The sequence below is a fragment of the Streptomyces sp. MA5143a genome (assembly GCF_900290235.1).
GTDB lineage: Bacteria > Actinomycetota > Actinomycetes > Streptomycetales > Streptomycetaceae > Streptomyces.
The window spans coordinates 1-17,925 of record NZ_OLMK01000027.1; the positions used below are offsets into that span (position 1 = coordinate 1).

Consider the following 17,925-nt stretch of genomic DNA (forward strand, 5'->3'; position numbering starts at 1 on the left):
GAACCGCGACCGTGGGTTCGACCGTGGTGGCCGTTCCTTCGAGCGCCGTGACGACCGTGGTGGTCACCGGGGCAGCGACCGTCCGTTCAACCGGGACCGCCAGGGCGACCGTCCGGGCTTCCGCTCCGGCGGCCACGAGCGTCCGTACGGCCGCCGTGACGACCACCGTGGCACCGGCTCCTTCGGCCGCCGCGAGGACAAGCCGCGCTGGAAGCGCAACGGCTGACCGAGGCCGAGCGCCCAGTATCTGAACGCCGTGGCCCCCACCTTCCGGGTGGGGGCCACGGCGTTTTATGTCGCGCTCCGGGGCGGCGGCGGTGGCGGGTGTGCACCGGAGCCCGGGAGGCAGGCCGGGCTGGGCCGATTTTCAGCCATCGTGTGACGCATGTCACGCCCTCCGTGAGGGAATTGCTGGGGGCATGACAGATTACGACATAGCCCGTGGGGCGTCCGGGGCCTCGGTCCCGGATTCGGTGTCGGTCACGGTGTCGGACGAGGAACGACTGGCCCAACTGGGCTACACCCAGGTCCTCGCACGCCGTATGTCCGCGTTCTCGAACTACGCGGTCTCCTTCACGATCATCTCGGTCCTGTCCGGCTGCATGACCCTGTACCTGTTCGGTATGAACACCGGCGGCCCGGCGGTGATCACCTGGGGCTGGGTCGGGGTCGGGCTGATGACGCTGTTCGTCGGCCTCGCGATGGCCGAGATCTGCTCGGCCTACCCGACCTCCGCGGGCCTGTACTTCTGGTCGCACCGGCTGGCGCCGCCCCGGACGGCGGCGGCGTGGGCGTGGTTCACGGGCTGGTTCAACGTCCTCGGCCAGGTCGCGGTGACCGCCGGCATCGACTTCGGCGCGGCGTCGTTCCTCGCCGCGTACCTGAACCTGGAGTTCGGCTTCGAGGTGACGCCCGGCCGCACGATCCTGCTGTTCGCGGCGATCCTGCTGCTGCACGGCCTGCTGAACACCTTCGGCGTGCGTATCGTCGGCCTGCTGAACAGCATCAGCGTGTGGTGGCACGTCCTGGGTGTCGTGGTGATCGTCGGCGCCCTCGCGATCGTCCCCGACGAGCACCGCTCGGCGTCCTTCGTCTTCACCGAGTTCGTCAACAACACGGGCTGGGGCAGCGCGTTCTACGTCGTCCTCCTGGGCCTGCTGATGGCGCAGTACACCTTCACCGGGTACGACGCCTCCGCGCACATGACCGAGGAGACCCACGACGCGTCCACGGCCGGCCCCAAGGGCATCGTCCGCTCCATCTGGACGTCCTGGGTGGCGGGACTCGTACTGCTGCTCGGCTTCACCTTCGCCATCCAGTCCTACGACGGCGCCCTGAAGTCGGCGACGGGGGTGCCGCCGGCCCAGATCCTGATGGACGCGCTCGGCGCCACCGCCGGGAAGCTGCTGCTCCTCGTCGTCATCGGCGCGCAGCTGTTCTGCGGCATGGCGTCCGTGACCGCCAACAGCCGCATGATCTACGCCTTCTCGCGCGACGGCGCCCTGCCGTTCTCGCACCTCTGGCACACGGTCAGTCCGCGCACCCGGACGCCCGTCGCGGCGGTGTGGCTGGCGGCGGGCGGGGCGCTCGTCCTGGGCCTTCCGTATCTGATCAACGTGACGGCGTACGCGGCCGTGACCTCCATCGCCGTCATCGGCCTGTACATCGCCTATGTGATCCCGACGCTCCTGCGGCTCCGCAAGGGCGACGCGTTCGAGCGGGGGCCGTGGCATCTGGGCCGCTGGTCGCGGACGATCGGTGTCATCTCGGTGACCTGGGTCTTCGTCATCACCGTCCTCTTCATGCTGCCCCAGCTCTCCCCCGTCACCTGGGAGAACTTCAACTACGCCCCCGTCGCGGTCCTGGTGGTCCTCGGCTTCGCCGCGATCTGGTGGACCGCCTCGGCCCGCCACTGGTTCCTCAACCCCGAGCACGAACGGAACGTGGCGCGGGCGAAGGGGAGGGAGGGGGCACCGGAGCCGGTGGATCCGTAGGGCGGGGGTGCCACCGTCCCCGCCGGGCCCGGACCCGTTGATGTGCCTCTGCTTCCGCCGATCTTCCGCCCGTTCTGTTCTGTGGCGAACCTTTTTGCGGCTCCCCGACGCGGCCGGGTCACCGATACCCGATCGGAGTCCCGGCCTCGTCCGGCTATGCTCGGGTAGGCAACATCGCCTGGGCCCTTAGCTCAATTGGCAGAGCAGTGGACTTTTAATCCATTGGTTGTGGGTTCGAGTCCCACAGGGCCTACGGTTCGCGGGTGAGGCACTGCCTCTCTGACCTGCGGTGCGGCGCCCGGGTCGGCTTCGGTCGGCTCGGGCGCCGACGTGTTTTCGGGGCCGGGCGCGCGGGTGCGCGGGTGCGCGCAGAGGGCGCCCGCCCGGTGGGACGGGCAGGCGCCCTCGCGGCGATGGATCAGACGGGCCGGGCGGTTACTCGCAGGCGGTGGTCGCCTCGGTCCGGGCGGCGGCGCCCTTCTGCGCGGCGGACGAGGCCGTGGACGAGGTGGTCCCGGTCGGCTCGGCGTTCCGGAGGGCCCGGGCCAGGTCCGAGGCGCCCTTGCCGGTGAGTTGGTCCTCCAGGGAGTGGTTCGGGTCCTCCGGGTCGTCCTCGGCCTTCGCCGCGGCCAGGGCGCGGGCCGCCGACGTCACCGATCCCTGGGACTCGCCCTGCCCGAGGACCTTGCCGTCGAAGGGGATGTTCGAGTCGCTGCCGAGGCCCCGCCACTGGCCGGGTATCTCGTCGTCGCCCTCGGCGCACACCGGGGGCTGCCATTCGATGGCCATGACGTAGCTGTGCCCCAGCTCGATCCGGGGCTGGTCCTCGCCGGTCATCTTCTCGCGGTGGGCGGTGTCGCCGCCCGTGAACTGCCAGCCGTGCGCCACCCACGAGAACGACGCCGGCGCCGGCTTGCCCGGGGTGTCGCTGGACCAGAGGACGTCGTCGACCCGGAGGGTCACGTCGCGCAGTATCAGGCCCTCCCCGTGCTCGAGTTCCTCGGCCGTCGGGCTGATCTCCCGCTCGGCGACCGGTGTCACCGCGACCACGTGGTCGGCGTAGGTCACCCAGTCCGCCGCCGTCTGGCTCGGATGCCGGTCGCTGCCGTGCGCGACGATCAGACCGCCGGACGTCGTGGCCCGGCCGGCCGCCTCGGTGCGCGACGGGTCCCGCGCGACGAGAGCCGTCACGCAGACCGCCGCGGCGGTCACGGCGGCTGCCGTACCGACGAGAGTCGCGAGGCGCGTGACGCGGCTCAGCCGCCGCACACGGCGGTCACCTTCACCCGCGGCCGCCTCGCTGCCGGCCGCGGCTCCTTGCGGAGTCGCGGCCCGCTCCGCGGTCGCGCCCCGCTCTGCCTGGCCCGCGCTGTCGCCGTCCTCCACGGCCCGCCTCGCGGCCGTCGTGTCTCTCTCCACGTTCTCCATGCTCTCCCCCGTGTTCCCTGCGGCCCCGTCAGTAGTTGGCATTGATGTTTTCCCGGTTGTTCGTGCCGAGGCTGTCGGCGAACCCGGGTGTCTTCTTCATGCAGCCGAGCTTGGAGTCCTGGTTGGGCAGTGTGGGGGAGGCCTCGGCGCCGTGGAGCAGGCCGACGGCGTGACCGGTCTCGTGGCAGGACAGGCCGGGGCTGTAGTGGCCGCCGCCCTCGATACGGACGTACTGCTGGTCGCACTTGAAGGCGCCGGGGCTGTTGTCGTTGCACCAGGTGAGGCCCTCGTCGCTGCCCGGGACGGTGGCCTCGGCGTAGTAGATGTCCGTCTCCGAGTCCCCGGTCCAGGAGGGCGAGGAGTCGTAGCTGACCTTCAGGTCGGTCTTGTCGTGGAACTCCTGGATGGCCACCCGGACGTTCGCCTTGTCGATGTCCTCCAGCTTGTCGTTGCCGCCGCTGTCCATGTAGTAGGTGACGTCGGCGTTGTCGGTGCGGCAGACGGTGCCGCCGGACATACCGGTGAGGCAGCCGACGGTGTAGTTGTTCGTGGGGACGAGGTTGTCGGTCGCCGCGGCCCAGGTGACGGCCGCGGCGGCGATGACGGTGATGCCGGACAGGGCGACGGCGATGCCGGCCCTTCGGCGGTGGGACTGCGCGGATCTCGGTGGTGCCGCAGAGGCTGGTGACACGGTTCCCCTCGTTTCACTCGCGGTCGGGCTCGAGCAGCCCGAGGGGACGCGTGTCGCCGGTCCGGCGGGCGCGGGCGAAGAGCCCATGGCGGCCCCCGGACAGCGGGCGAGTGAGGTCTCGGCGAGGCATGGTCGATCGGTCGCCCCGCCGAGATGTGGTCAGTTGCGTGTTTCCCCCGGGCAACTGAAGCCACGATTAGCGCACTTGTGTTCGCCCGCGGTCAAGAGTTAATCGTTTCAAAGCGATTGGTATCAGCCATGTGCTTTCTGGCCGCCGGCCGTCGGCTACCCCTGCCCCGGCGTATCCCTCCACTCGGGAGGGCATTCGGTGCCCGCCGCGTCGGGCAGGCCCTGCTCGATCTTGGCTCGATATGACTGGAGTTGGTCGCCCTGGAAGACGTCCGTCTCCTGGTCGCGCCGTTCCGGAACGACGATCAGAAGGTGCTGCCCCTGCTTCCAGGGCTCACGGACACCTGCCTCGGTGGGGTCCACCACGTCGAGGGTGATGCGTTCCGCGCCCCGGGCCGGCTTGATCCAGTCCTGGACGTCGAAGGTCACGACGACCCGGCCCGCCTCGGAGGACGGCTTCACGGCCACGACGTCCCCCTCCGCGATGGTCCGCCCGCAGGCGATCCATTCGAGGAGGGTCTGCCCCTTGCCGGACGCGTTCTCGCCGCCCCCCGACCGGTCGGAGCCGGCGTTCGTCGTCCCGCCGCCGATCAGGGTGGACCCGAGGACCCCGGCGCAGAGCGCGGCGGCGGAGACGAGCCCCGCCAGGACGACCCCGCGCCGACGCCACCACACCGTTCCCGTACGGGAGTTCGAGCCGCCGACCGAAACTGAGCCGCTGGCCGAAACTGAGCCGCCGACCGAAACTGAGCCGCCGGCCGGACCTGAGCCGCCGTCCGGACCTGAGCCGCCGGTCGGACTCGGCCCCGCACCGGCCGGTTGCGGGTCGGCACCGGCCCGTCGGGTATCGGCGCCGCTCACCCGCCCCTCGGTGACGGGTGTCGAAGAGAGGGGGTCGGGGCGTCCCGCCTCCTCGCCAATCAGGGCGAAGGCCCGGCGCAGCAGGGCCTCGTCCGACTCGGGCTGATAGGTCACCTCAGATCACCTCCATCTCTCGCAGCCGTGCCCCGATGGCAGCGACCGCCGTGTGCAGTCGGCTCTTGACCGTGCCCTCGGGTATGTCGAGGAGCCGTGCGATCTCCCGTACCGGCAGATCCGTGTAGAAGCGGAGGGCGAGGATCTGCCGCTGTACTGCGGGCAGCCCCTCCAACCCGTCCGCCACCGCCAGGGCCAGCAACCTGTCCTCCTCCGAGTGCTCCACCGGAGGGCGCTGCTGCCAGCGGGCGGCCAGCCGTTCGTGCAGGCCGGCGTCGCGGGCGCGGGCCCGGTGCCAGTCGACGGCGACGCGGGACGCCACGACCGACAGCCACGCCTGCCGCTTGCGGATCACTTCTCCGGTCTGCCGGGCCTGGGTCTCCAGCAGCTTCAACCGGACCTGCTGCACACCGTCGTCGAGCTCACCCCACGGGACTCCGCCGAGAAGCAGTACGGCACGCACCAACTCGACGTCCGCGGCCTCCGACAGCGCGGCTTCCGACAGCGCGGCCTCGGACCGCGTGGTCGCCGCCGGCGCGACCGCCGCCTCCGCGGCACCCCCGTCGGTGAGCCCCGCCGGTCCTGTTCTGTGCTTACGGGCCATCCCCGCCTTCCCTCCTTTCTCATTCGACGGAGTACACCGAGGAAACGTTCGTGAGCGGGAGCGGCGGCGACGACGCCGGGAGGGACGGGAACCCCGATTGAACGTCCGTCGCGTCCGAAGGCGCAGCGGGGGCGTGGATCAAGGTGCGCCCCCTCGAATCTGCCGACACAGGCCGCTCGATCCGGACCTACCGCACGGGCGCCGACATCCGTTCCTCTCCGGCGGCGGCCTCCGGCACCGTGTACGTGGGCAACGGCAGCGGCACGGTGTACGCGGTCAGGGCCTGGCCTCCGGCACGCATACAAAAGACCCGGGGCCGGAATCCTCATCGGATTCCGGCCCCGGGTCCTTCAGTAGCGGGGACAGGATTTGAACCTGCGACCTCTGGGTTATGAGCCCAGCGAGCTACCGAGCTGCTCCACCCCGCGTCGGTGAAACCAGTGTACGTCATGCGCGGGACTCGAAGCACACGGGTTTGTCGAGACCCCGAACACAGCCGTTCCGCGACGCTCTGCCCCCGTTCCCCTGCTGCCCCAGCTGCCCAGCTGCCCCCTGTCTACCCGTGCCCCCTGCCCTCCCGTCCCCCTCCTTCTCAGCCCACCAGATGCCGGTTCGGCTCCTTCGCCCGGTCCTCGTACTCCGGTACGACGACGACCACCGCGCCCTCCTCGGCCAGGACCGCGTTCCCGGCCGAGGCGTCCGGCACGAAGGTGTCCGGCTCGCGCCAGGCGGTGACGACGCGTCGTACGCCGGCGTCGAGGATCAGCCGGGCGCAGGGGGCCGGGCGGGAGGCGCGGCGGGCGCAGGGTTCCAGGCTGCTGTAGACCGTGGCGGAGGCCAGGCGCGGGTCGGTGGGGTCGAGCTTGGCGAGGGCCGCCTCCTCGGCGTGGGCGACGGGGTCGCCGCCCTCGCGGGAGTGGCCGCGGGCCAGCTCCGTACCGTCCGCGGCGACGACGACCGCGCCCACGCTGAACGCCGTCCCGGAGGGCGGACACTCGGCGGCCAGTTCGCAGGCCAGGGACAGCCAGTGGCGGTCGGCGGCGGACACGGCGGGGCCGGTGCCGGGGACCGTGGGGACGTAGCGGATGAGGACGACGTCGCCGACCGGTCGCGTCTCCACCAGCCTCAGCCGGCTCGTGGCGCCTCCGGGATACGCGCCCGTCCCGAACATCCGCGGTGCCTCGGCCTCGCCCACGAACACCGGTGCGACGGCCAGCTGCAGTTCGTCCGCGAGGCCCTGCTGGAGCAGCTGGGTGTGGACGCGTCCGCCGCCCTCGACCATCAGCCGCCCCACGCCGCGTACGTCACCGAGGTGGTCGAGGACGGCGGGCCACTGAAGGTCGGGGCCGACGGAGACCACGTCCACGCCGGCCGGGCCGGTCGGCAGGCCCAGCGTGCGGAGGTGTTCCGCGCCCTTGTCCGTCGTGTACACCACCTTCTCGCCGCCGGTGTGCCAGAACTGGGCGTTCGGGTCCAGGTCGCCGGACGCGCTGACCGTGACCTTGAGCGGGTACTCGGGGAGGCCGGCGGCGACGCGGGCGGCGCGGCGTTCGGGGGAGTTCACCAGCAGCCGGGGGTTGTCGGTGCGCAGGGTGCCGGCGCCGATCAGGATGGCGTCGCTGGCCGCGCGCACCTCGTCGACCCGGTCGAAGTCGGCCGGCCCCGACAGGAGCAGCCGCTCGGGCCCGGTGTCGTCCAGATAGCCGTCGAGGGAGACGGCGGCGGACAACAGGACATAGGGCTGGGGCATGGAGACGCTCCCTGGTCTGACTGGCCGGAACGACGGGCCGGCGGGCTGGAACGGTGGGCCGATGGGCCGGAAGGACGGGCTGACCGGCCGGGCTTGGTTCAAGTTTTAAACAATAACTACACTGTACGTATGACGACCCGCTGGCTCACCCCCGAGGAACAGCGTGCCTGGCGCGCCTACCTCGCCGCGAGCACACTCCTGGAGGACGCGCTCGACCGGCAGCTCCAGCAGGAGGCCGGCATGCCGCACCTCTATTACGCGGTGCTGGCCGTGCTCTCCGACGCGCCGGACCGGCGTATGCGGATGACCGATCTCGCCGAGCACGCGAAGATCACGCGCAGTCGGCTGACGTACGTCGTGACCCGGCTGGAGAAGGATGGGGCGCTCCGGCGCGAGAACTGCCAGTGGGACAAGCGCGGGAGCATCGCCGTCCTGACCGACGAGGGCCTCGCCCTGCTGGAGCGGCTGGCTCCCGGGCATGTGGAGTCGGTCCGCAAGGCGGTCTTCGACCACCTCACCCCCGAGCAGATCGGTCAGTTCGAGGAGATCTGCTCGACCATCGCGGCGGCGATCGAGGGGGAGGAGGCCCAGCAGAACGGCCCCGACGACCTGCCGTGGCGCCGCCGCTCCTGCTCCTCGGGCCAGTGACCTTCCCCGAGCCCGTCGCCGGTCGCCCGTCGGTGATCGACGGGGGCGGCCTTTATTCCCCCACCGCCCGTGATGGGACGCATCCCAAAACCGGTTGCTTGAAATTTGAAGCAGGGGATAGAGTCGCGGCGAGCGCTGTGATTCAAAACTGAAGCACAGCGGCCGTCGCACCAGGACCGGAGAACCCGCATGCCCGACTTCCCCGCTGCCACCCCGCGTGCCCGCGTCCGGGTACCGCTGCGCTTCCAGGACGGCTACGGCGTCGACGCCGAGATGGTCACCTTCCACGGCCTCGTCGACGGCCGTGAGCACCTGGCGATCGTGCTCGGCGACCCCGCCCCCGGCACGGCCCCGCTGGTCCGGATGCACTCCGAGTGCCTGACCGGCGACGTCTTCGGCTCGGCCCGCTGCGACTGCGGTCCCCAGCTGCGCGAGGCGGTGGAGCGGATCGCCGACCGGGGCGGGGTGCTCCTCTACCTCCGCCAGGAGGGCCGCGGCATCGGCCTCTACAACAAGCTTGACGCGTACGCCCTCCAGGACCAGGGCCTCGACACCTACGAGGCGAACACGGCCCTCGGGCTGCCGGAGGACGCCCGCGACTACACGGCGGCGGCCCAGATGCTGGGCGCCCTCGGCATCGACGAGCTGGACCTGCTCTCCAACAACCCCGACAAGGCGCAGCAGCTGCGCGACCTCGGCGTCGGCGTCCGGCACCGCGTCCCCACCGGCGTCTTCACCACCGCCCACAACGTCCGCTACCTCCGGGCGAAGGTCCTCACCACCCAGCACACCCTGCCCCTGGCGGAACTGACGGCGGGCTGAACACCCGGAGGGGACGACAGCCGCTAGCCCACTCGGCCCCACCGACTGGCTCTCCTCCGGGCGCACCGCGAACCTGGGACGGGTGGGGCAGTTACAGGGTGCGAAGAGGCCGGACGGCCGACGGTTCTTCTTCGCCCGCGCCCTCGTGCGGGCCCTGCCCGTCCTCCTCGTCCTCGGCGGCCTCTGCTACGACCACTTCATGCCGCGTGTACTCACGGCCGTCCCCTTCTTCACGGCGGCGCCCCTGGTGGCCGCGCCGCTGCTGTCGCTGGCGGGCACCGTGGTGACCGGTGCCGCCTCCATCGGCGGCATCCTCGCGGTACGCCTCCGGTACAGCAGCGTGGGCGAGGCGGACACGCTCACCGAGATCTCGACCGTCGCCACCGTCGCCGTCCTGGCCGTGGCCATCAACCGGCTCGTCCGGCGCAGCGACGCCCGCCTCGCCACCGCCCGCGAGATCGCGGAGGCGGCGCAACGGGCCGTCCTGCCGAGGCCCCAGGAGCGGATCGGAGGGCTGGAGATCGCGGCACGGTACGAGGCCGCGCAGGCCGGGGCCTCGATCGGGGGCGATCTGTACGCGGTGCAGGACTCCCCCCACGGCGTACGGCTGATCGTGGGCGACGTACGCGGCAAGGGGCTCGGCGCGGTGGCGGCGGTGGCCGTGCTGATCGGCGCGTTCCGGGAGGCGGCCGAGCAGGAGTCGACCCTGGAGGCCGTGGCCCAGCGGCTGGAGCGGGCGCTCGCGCGGGAGGTGACCCGGCGGGACGCCGCGCGGCGGGACCCCACCGTGCCGCACGAGGGGTTCGTGACGGCCCTCCTCGCGGAGTTCCCGCACGGCGCCGGACTGGCCCGCATCGTCAACCGAGGGCATCCGGCGCCGCTGCTGCTCCACGCCGACGGCGCGCTGTGGACCCTCGACACCCCGTGGGCCGCGCTGCCGCTCGGCCTCGACGAGCTGGGCACCTGGCCGGACCGCGCGGAGGAGGTCGCGTTCCCGGCCGGCGCGACGCTGCTGTTCTACACGGACGGCCTGTCCGAGGCGCGGAACGCGGACGGTGTCTTCTACGACCCGGCCGCCCGGCTCCGCGGCCGTACCTTCCCCGCTCCGCGCGCCCTGTTGACGATGCTCGCCGAAGAGGTCCGCGAGCACACCGGTGGCGGTACGACGGACGACATGGCGCTGCTCGCCGTGCGTCGCCCCTGAGAAATATCACTGAGCGTGCCCACGCGAACCCCCTCCGCATTACAACTGACGCACCGTCAGCGTCCCTGGGGTGTCCCCAGCGGGGCCAACTCGCCCGTTTTCCACCCCTCATGACCCGTAAGTCCAGCGTAGAAAGCCGAACGATCATTCAGAATCGCTTGGAATGCCGCCCCCGCGTCTATTAACGTTCGATAACGCAGCGCGGTCGTCCCAGCCGTCACAAGAGACGGCTCCGTGCTCACGCGCCGAATCCCGTAGGGAACCGGGGAACCACCACCCTGGGGTGAATCGCGCGGAAACCGCCGTGGAAGCACGTTCGGTTTACGCGCGTAGGAGACCTTCCGCTCCGAACCCGTCAGCTAACCCGGTAGGCGGTAGGAAGGAAAGGAGTACGCCCACGTGGCGTCCAACCGGTCCGCGACCGAAGCCCCCTTTGTGCCGAGCCAACGCAGCGGTGAGCCCGAGACCTTCGGCTTCGGCAGCTACGACAGCGACAACGAGGGCCCCTTCCAGGAGTGGAACCCCACCGCGGAGTCCCTCCGTCCCGTCCGTGGCCGGCACCGTGTGGCCAAGACCAAGCAGCGTGGCGGGTTCGCCCGTAGCTCCACGGTTCTCGGCGTCGGCGTCATAGCCGCCGTCAGCGGCGCCGGCATGGCCAGCGCCCAGAGCGGCAAGGCCCCGGTGGCCATCTCGATGCCGGACATGCCGAACGTGGGCTCGGTCTTCGAGGACGACGACGCCGCCGACGAGCCCGAGGGCTCGACCGCCCCGCTCAGCCAGGCGGGCCTCATCGCCGCCGACACCCAGCAGGGCGCCACCGACGCCGGCGAGGCGCTGCGCGCGCGCATCATGCAGCAGGCCGAGTCGCAGCAGGACGCTTTCGACCTGAAGGCCGCCGAGGCCGCCCAGACCGCCGCCGCGAAGAAGGCCGCGGACCAGGCCGCCGAGGAGAAGAAGGAAGCCGAGGCCAAGGAGGCCGCCGCCAAGAAGAAGGCGGACGAAGAGGCCGCGAAGAAGAAGGAAGCCGAGCGCCTGGCCTCCGTGGCCAAGCAGTACACGCTGCCGACCTCTTCGTACACGATCACCTCCACCTTCGGCCAGGCCGGCCCCTACTGGTCGTCCGGCTACCACACCGGCCTCGACTTCGCCGCCCCCACGGGCACCCTCATCAAGGCCGTCCACAGCGGCACGATCACGCAGGCGGGCTGGGACGGCTCGTACGGCTACAAGACCGTGCTCACGCTCGATGACGGCACCGAGATCTGGTACGCCCACCAGTCCTCCATCGGCGTCAGCGTCGGCCAGAAGGTCGGCACCGGCGACGTCATCGGCCGCGTCGGCGCCACGGGCAACGTCACCGGCGCCCACCTCCACATGGAGGTCCACACGGCGGGCTCGGGCAACGGCATCGACCCGGCGGCGTGGCTGCGCGGCAAGGGCCTGACCATCTGACCTCGGACCCCCCGAAACGCATGTGACGCCGCGTGAGGCCAAGGCCTGACGCGGCGTCCGTCATGTCACGGTCCGACCCTGACAGAGGCATCGGAGTAACCCCCACCGGCGGCGCAAGCCCCTACGGCGGGTGTGCCGCACGCGGACGAGTCGGCGCACGTCACCGGGGCGGCGCAAGCCCCTACGGCGGCCCGGTCGCGTACGGACGTGAGGGGGTGTGTCGGGGGGTGTCCGCCCGCAGCGGTTGGCGCGTCAACTGGTTCAGCTTCTCGGGCGACCGATTCCGCGCCGTTCCGAGGACGGACACCCCCCGGCGCGCCCCCGACCCGCCCACACCGCAGGCGCCCCAGCCCCCACAAGCCGCGAGCAACCCGCCGACCGCTAAGACCAGTACGGCCGATACGGCACAGCCCTGTACGGCGTCGCCGCCGCCTGAGACCCGTAGCCAAGCGCCTGCCCTTGGCCGTACCCGTACCCGTACCCCGGCCCTGGCCCTGGCCCTGGCCCTGGCCCTGGCCCCGGCCCGTACCCCACGCCATACCCGGCCCCATACCCCGGCCCAGGCCCCGGCATGGGCGGAACCGGCGCGGCCACCGGCACCACCCCCCGCCCCGCATAAGCCAACGCAGGCCGAGCCAGCTCCCGCCGCCGCCACAGCTCGAACAGCAACTGCCGCTCGCGGAGCACGAAGTCACCCCCGCCCCGCCCCAACCGCCCCCGCCGTCGCAGAAACGCCAGCGACGTCGCGTACGCCTCGTACTCCGCGACGACCCGGGCACCCCCCTTGCCGAAGTGGTACGACGCATAGTCCCGCGCCACCCGCCGCGCCCGCATCGACCCCAGCACGAACGGCTCGGGCGGCGTCAGCCACCCCGCCGCCGCGTACACCGGCAGTTCCTCCCGCACGGTCCGCAGCTCCCGCTGCCGCACCCAGATCGACAACCACGTCAGCAGCCCGAACATCGGCACCATGAACACCGCGTAGACCGCGAAGAACCCGTACTCCCCGAACGCCGCTGACCCGTTCCAGACGGCGTGCATGCCCATCGCGAGCAGGAGTCCGCCGACCGGCACCAGCACCCGCCGCACGGGCTGCCGTTCCCCGGCCCTGGCCGCGATCCCGAACCCGATGCCCGTGAGCACGGTGAACAAGGGGTGCGCGAACGGCGACATGATCACCCGCACGAAGAACGTCGCGGCGGTGACCGACGCGAGCCCGCTCCCCCCGCTGAGCTGGTCCGTCCCGAACGCGGTCCCGAGGTACAGGATGTTCTCGGTGAACGCGAACCCGGTCGCCGTGACGCCCGCGATCACCACCCCGTCGACGAGGCCCGTGAAGTTCCGCCGCCGGAACAGGAAGATCAGCAGCACGGCCGCGGCCTTGGCGGTCTCCTCGACGACGGGGGCTATGACGGTGGCGCCGAGCGTGTCGGCGTGCGACGGGTCGGCGGTGGCCGTGGCTATCCACTGGGTGGCGAAGCTGTTCGCCACGATCGCGATGAGCGCCGCCGCGCACGCCCCCCAGGCGAACGCGAACAGCATGTTCTTCCAGGGCCCGGGTTCCACCTGGTCCAGCCACCGGAACGCGGCCACGAGCAGCGGTACGGGCAGCACCGCGAGCCCCAGTCCGACGAGGAACCCCTCGGTGCCGGTCTGCTCGCGGACGAGCGCCAGGATGACGAGCCCGGACAGCGCCAGCAGCGCGATGAGAGAGCCGTACTTGACGCTCTTGCGCTGCCACCAGCGCGGGGGCCTGAACGCACCTGCGCCGGCGGTGCCGCTGGGGTGCGTCGGGTAGAGGGGACCGGTGGCCATTGCGTTGACCCTAACGAGCGATGGGCGCTGCCCGCGACGTCGTACCGTACGACCGGTCGCGGGGTGTGGGGGTACTGTTCGGGCGCCTATGGGGGGTTGGAAGCGGTTCCTACTGATCTACGCGACGGAACAGCAGATCGTTCACCACATGACCCTTGTCCAGTCCCTGGGCCTCGAAACGGGTCAGCGGCCGGAAGCCGGGACGTGGCGCGAACCCGCCGTCGGGCCGGGTGTTCTCGAAGTCGGGGTGGGCGGTCAGCACGTCCAGCATCTGCTCGGCGTACGGCTCCCAGTCCGTCGCACAGTGCACGATCGCGCCGGCGCGGAGCCGTGACGCGACGAGGGTGAGGAACTCCGGCTGGATCAGCCGCCGCTTATGGTGGCGCTTTTTCGGCCAGGGGTCGGGGAAGTAGACGCGCAGCCCGTTCAGCGAGGCGGGGGCGAGCATCTCCCGCAGCAGGATGATCGCGTCGCCGTTGGCGACCCGGATGTTGGACAGTCCGTTCCGGTCGGCGAGATTGAGGAGGTTGCCCTGGCCGGGGGTGTGGACGTCGACGGCGAGGACGTTGGTGCCGGGGTCCGCGGTGGCCATCTCGGCGGTCGCCTCGCCCATCCCGAAGCCGATCTCCAGGACGACGGGGTTCTCGTTGCCGAACAGTTCGACGAGGTCCAGCGTCCGCCCGTCGATGTCGAGCCCCCACTTGGGCCACAGCCGCTGGAGGGCGTCCGCCTGCCCGGCCGTCACCCGGCTCCGCCGGGGCTGGAAGCTCCTGATCCGCCGCTCGAAGTGCGCCCCGGCGGGATCGGCCTTGGGCCCGTCCGGAAAGCGGGGCTCACCCTTGGCACGGGCACGACGAAGGGAGGCACCGGAGGTGCGGGACTCAGGGGCATTGGCAGACTCAGACACAGTGCGCCCAATTTTACGGACCGCACGAAGCGGGACCCAAGCGGACCGCCAACCGCACCGGCCCCGAAACCCAAGCCGCGGCCGCTCCCAGGCCGAAGCGGCAGCAGTCCGCAGCGGAACCCGGAGCCCAAGCCGCGGCCGCTCCCAGGCCGAAGCGGCAGCCAGTCCGCAGCGGAACCCGTAGCCCAAGCCGCGGCGGGCCCCTTTCCGGCAGCGGACCGCAAGCCGAAGAGGGACCTAAGCCGTACCGGCCCCGAGGCCCAACCACAACGGACCCCAAGCCCTCCCCCCCCGCAGCGTCCCCCGAGCCGCGGACGGCGGCGGCCGCGACCGAAGTCACACCGCGGCCAGCGCCGCCAGCGCTCTCCTCCCGACCTCACGCCCGATCGGCAGTGACGCGGTCGCCGCGGGCGACGGCGCGTTCAGTACGTGCACCGCCCGCGCACCCTCCCGGATCAGGAAGTCGTCCACCAGCGTCCCGTCCCGCAGCACGGCCTGCGCCCGCACTCCCGCGGCGGCCGGTACGAGGTCCCCCTCGGAGATCCCGGGCAGCAGCCGCCGCACGGCCCCCGTGAACGCCCGCTTGGACACGGACCGCCGTAGCTCCCCGGCGCCGTACCGCCAGTGCCGCCGCGCTATCCGCCAGGCTCCGGGCCACGCCAGGGTCCCGCCCAGTTCCCGCACCCGTACGGTCCCCCAGCCGTACCCTTCGCGGGCGAGTGCCGGCACCGCGTTGGGCCCGAGGTGGACGCCTCCGTCGATGCCCCGGGTCAGATGCACCCCGAGGAACGGGAACGCCGGGTCGGGCACCGGATACACCAGCCCCCGCACCAGCTCGGGTCGGGCCAGCTCGTAGTACTCCCCCCGGAACGGCACGATCCGCATGCCGGGCTCGTCCCCGGTCAGCCGGGCCACCTCGTCGCAGTGCAGCCCGGCGCAGTTCACGAGGACGCGCCCCCGGACGATGTCACCGCCGCGGATCCGGACGGCCACGCCGAGCGAGGCCCGCCGGTCGATCTGCTCGACCTCGGCGCCGTACCGGATGTCGGCGCCCGAGGCGGCGGCGAGCTGCCGGGCGACGCCCACGAAGTCGCAGATGCCGGTGGTCCCGACGTGTATGGCGGCGAGTCCGCGCACCTCCGGCTCGTACTCGGTGATCTGGGCGGGGCCCAGTTCCCGGACCGGTATGCCGTTCTCCCGGCCGCGCTGCACCAGGGCGTGCAGCCGGGGCAGCTCCGAGCGCTCGGTGGCGACGATCAGCTTCCCGGTGACCTTGTGGGGGATGCCGTACTCGGCGCAGAACTTCACCATCTCGGCGGCGCCCTTGACCGCGTACCGGGCCTTCAGTGATCCGGGGCGGTAGTAGATCCCGCTGTGGATGACCCCGCTGTTGCGCCCGGTCTGGTGCCGGGCGGGGCCCGGCTCCTTCTCCAGGACGGTCACCCGTGTCCCCGGCGCGGCGCGTGTGATCGCGTACGCCGTCGACAGCCCGACGATCCCGCCGCCGACCACGAGCACATCACAGTCGTAAGCGCCCAGCCTCCGCACGCGCCCCACCTCCCGACTCTGATAGTGCACTGCACCACTGACAATGCCCTCAAACCCGAAAGACGTCTCCATGGCCTCGGTCACGTCAGACCACCGGCCACGCCCCGAGGGGCGCGGGGAACTGCGCGAATTCCCCCCCCACACACACCCGCACTCGCAAAGCAGCGCAAACCTGGCAGACGAGTAGGTGATCCCCACCCGCCCCCGCGAGACCCCACGCACCCGGCACACGAGCAGGCGCCCGGCCCTCAAGCGGAGCGCCTACGCCGGGGTCATCAGCAGCGGCCGTGCCCTCTCCCGCAGCTCGATCACCCGCGGCTCGTCCCCGTACGGCTCCAGCCGGTGCAGGAGATCCTTCACGTACTCGGTCGTGCGGGCCGAGGAGATGCGCCCCGCGACCTCCACCGCCCGTACGCCCTGCTCGCACGCCGCGTCGAGGTTGCCGGACTCCAGTTCCGCGACCGCCGACACGACGAGCCGCAGCCCGTGCGAACGCACGAACTCCTCCGTCGGCCGAGACAGCGCCTGCTCGGTGAAGCGGCGCACCTGCCGCGGCGCCTTGAGGTCGCGGTAGCACTCCGCGGCGTCCGCGGCGAAGCGGTCGTAGCCGTAGAAGCCGAGCCAGGACGGGTCGTTGTCGCCGTCGCGGGCCCGCTCCAGCCACCCCTCGGCGGCCTTGAGGGCGGCCCCGGCGGCCACCGCGTCGCCCGCACGCGCGTGTGCCCGTGCCTCGACGAGCCGGAAGAAGCTCATGGTGCGGGCGGTGGCGAGCCCGCGGTTGCGCTCCAGCGCGGCCTGCGCGAGGTCGACGCCCTCGTCGCCGAACCCGCGATAGGTCGCCTGCAACGACATCGTGGCCAGCACATACCCGCCGAGCGGCACGTCGGCCGCGGCGCGCGCGAGCCGTAAGGCCTGGATGTAGTACCGCTGGGCCGCCTCCTGTTGACCCGTGTCAAAAGCCATCCAGCCTGCGAGGCGGGTGAGTTCGGCGGAAGCTCCGAACAGGGCGCGTCCCACCTCGTCGGAGTACGAGCCGAGCAGCAGTGGTGCGGCCTCGACCCGCAGGCATTCGGGGACCATCGACGAACGCCAGTCGCCGCCGCCGTACTTGGAGTCCCAGCGCCGGGCGTCCTCGGCGGCCTCGCGCAGCTTCTGCACGTCGCTGTGGCCGACTTTCAGCGGCGACCCCGAGCCCTCCGCGGAGCTAGCCTCACGCGCCACCGAGCTGTCGGCCGGGGTTATCAGCCAGCGTGAGGCGGGCGTCGCGTACGCGCTGACGGCGAACGATCCGGCGAGGGACTGCCAGATGCCGCCGGAGCCGGCACGGCGGCCCGCGAGGTCGAGGCGGTACAGCTCGGTCGCCGACCGCACGGCCTGTCCGACGTCACGGGGGAAGGCGAGGCCCACCTCGGGTGCGGGATCCGCGTCGGCCAGGCCGATCTCGTGCAGCGGCACGGGCCGGCCGAGCTTCTGGCCGATGGCGGCCGCGATGAGGTGCGGCGCGGCGCCCTGGGGGACCATGCCCTTGGAGACCCACCGCGCCACCGACGTCTTGTCGTAGCGAAGCGTCAACCCGCGTTGAGCGCCAAGATCGTTGACGCGACGCGCGAGTCCTGCGTTGCTGATTCCCGCGAGGGCGAGAACGGCGCCGAGCTTTTCGTTCGGCCCGCGTTGCTCCCTGGACATGCGCCACCCCTCGAACAGACGGCTGCCGCGGCGGCATAGGCACGCGGCATTCGTAAACCCAGCGTAGTTCGCCGCATCCCAAGCGTTAAGGGGCTTAAATCCGGATGGCGGGAATGTGGTCCGTACGAAAGTACGGACAGAGTACGGACTGTTGCCGCGTGCCCCCGCTGTGTGGCCGTGCGCCTGTCCGTGCGCTCTACTCCGGCCAGTGGGGGAGCGGTTCCATGGTCGTGCGTGGGTCGGCCCGCTGTACTGGATCCAGTGGGCTGGGG

At 71.6% G+C, this 17,925-nt stretch carries 14 protein-coding genes, 2 tRNA genes, 1 pseudogene and 1 riboswitch; of the genes and pseudogenes, 7 read left to right on the forward strand and 10 right to left on the reverse strand.

Annotation, left to right across the window (positions count from 1 at the left end; genetic code table 11):
• From SMA5143A_RS13475 to SMA5143A_RS13485, 3 genes and pseudogenes are all read left to right on the forward strand, one after another.
• A pseudogene (locus SMA5143A_RS13475) lies at positions 1-226 on the forward strand (DEAD/DEAH box helicase); the annotation flags it as partial.
• A 193-nt stretch (positions 227-419) separates the two neighbouring features.
• Positions 420-1,994, forward strand: coding sequence for an amino acid permease (locus tag SMA5143A_RS13480; RefSeq protein ID WP_258193510.1), 1,575 nt, complete (start codon positions 420-422; stop codon positions 1,992-1,994).
• 180 nt (positions 1,995-2,174) lie between these two features.
• Positions 2,175-2,247, forward strand: a tRNA-Lys gene (locus tag SMA5143A_RS13485).
• A 182-nt stretch (positions 2,248-2,429) separates the two neighbouring features.
• Here the strand turns inward: SMA5143A_RS13485 and SMA5143A_RS13490 are convergent.
• From SMA5143A_RS13490 to SMA5143A_RS13520, 6 genes are all read right to left on the reverse strand, one after another.
• Entirely contained in the window at positions 2,430-3,413 is a 984-nt protein-coding gene (locus SMA5143A_RS13490; protein ID WP_146193902.1) for a hypothetical protein, read from the reverse strand.
• A gap of 37 nt (positions 3,414-3,450) precedes the next feature.
• Entirely contained in the window at positions 3,451-4,113 is a 663-nt protein-coding gene (locus SMA5143A_RS13495; RefSeq protein ID WP_258193511.1) for a hypothetical protein, read from the reverse strand.
• A 285-nt stretch (positions 4,114-4,398) separates the two neighbouring features.
• Positions 4,399-5,217, reverse strand: a complete 819-nt coding sequence (locus SMA5143A_RS42570) for a hypothetical protein (protein WP_146193903.1) — start codon at positions 5,215-5,217, stop codon at positions 4,399-4,401.
• Position 5,218: 1 nt separating this feature from the next.
• Positions 5,219-5,821, reverse strand: coding sequence for an RNA polymerase sigma factor (locus SMA5143A_RS13505; RefSeq protein WP_107463177.1), 603 nt, complete (start codon positions 5,819-5,821; stop codon positions 5,219-5,221).
• A 354-nt stretch (positions 5,822-6,175) separates the two neighbouring features.
• Positions 6,176-6,249: transfer RNA gene (locus tag SMA5143A_RS13515), tRNA-Met, on the reverse strand.
• Positions 6,250-6,413: 164 nt separating this feature from the next.
• Entirely contained in the window at positions 6,414-7,571 is a 1,158-nt protein-coding gene (locus SMA5143A_RS13520) for a dihydrofolate reductase family protein (protein WP_107463178.1), read from the reverse strand.
• Between the two features lie 129 nt (positions 7,572-7,700).
• Here SMA5143A_RS13520 and SMA5143A_RS13525 point away from each other — a divergent pair, with 129 nt between their 5' ends.
• The 4 genes from SMA5143A_RS13525 (at position 7,701) to SMA5143A_RS13540 (ending at position 11,697) form a co-directional block, all read left to right on the forward strand.
• Entirely contained in the window at positions 7,701-8,219 is a 519-nt protein-coding gene (locus SMA5143A_RS13525; RefSeq protein ID WP_107463179.1) for a MarR family winged helix-turn-helix transcriptional regulator, read from the forward strand.
• Between the two features lie 189 nt (positions 8,220-8,408).
• Positions 8,409-9,041, forward strand: a complete 633-nt coding sequence (locus tag SMA5143A_RS13530) for a GTP cyclohydrolase II (protein WP_107463180.1) — start codon at positions 8,409-8,411, stop codon at positions 9,039-9,041.
• Between the two features lie 82 nt (positions 9,042-9,123).
• Complete coding sequence (locus SMA5143A_RS13535; RefSeq protein ID WP_258193512.1) at positions 9,124-10,245, forward strand: PP2C family protein-serine/threonine phosphatase; 1,122 nt, start codon at positions 9,124-9,126, stop codon at positions 10,243-10,245.
• Between the two features lie 233 nt (positions 10,246-10,478).
• Positions 10,479-10,634, forward strand: a riboswitch (cyclic di-AMP (ydaO/yuaA leader).
• A 10-nt stretch (positions 10,635-10,644) separates the two neighbouring features.
• Entirely contained in the window at positions 10,645-11,697 is a 1,053-nt protein-coding gene (locus SMA5143A_RS13540; RefSeq protein ID WP_107463182.1) for a M23 family metallopeptidase, read from the forward strand.
• 381 nt (positions 11,698-12,078) lie between these two features.
• Here SMA5143A_RS13540 and SMA5143A_RS13545 read toward each other — a convergent pair whose 3' ends face one another.
• From SMA5143A_RS13545 to SMA5143A_RS13560, 4 genes are all read right to left on the reverse strand, one after another.
• A complete protein-coding gene (locus tag SMA5143A_RS13545; protein WP_107463183.1) occupies positions 12,079-13,512 on the reverse strand; it encodes a PrsW family intramembrane metalloprotease in 1,434 nt (477 codons plus the stop codon).
• 109 nt (positions 13,513-13,621) lie between these two features.
• On the reverse strand, positions 13,622-14,419 hold the full coding sequence (gene trmB / locus SMA5143A_RS13550) for a tRNA (guanosine(46)-N7)-methyltransferase TrmB (RefSeq protein WP_107463184.1): 798 nt from the start codon (positions 14,417-14,419) through the stop codon (positions 13,622-13,624).
• A gap of 336 nt (positions 14,420-14,755) precedes the next feature.
• Complete coding sequence (gene lhgO, locus SMA5143A_RS13555; protein ID WP_107463185.1) at positions 14,756-15,967, reverse strand: L-2-hydroxyglutarate oxidase; 1,212 nt, start codon at positions 15,965-15,967, stop codon at positions 14,756-14,758.
• 261 nt (positions 15,968-16,228) lie between these two features.
• On the reverse strand, positions 16,229-17,653 hold the full coding sequence (locus SMA5143A_RS13560) for a hypothetical protein (protein WP_009320877.1): 1,425 nt from the start codon (positions 17,651-17,653) through the stop codon (positions 16,229-16,231).
• Between the last annotated feature and the right edge of the window lie 272 nt (positions 17,654-17,925).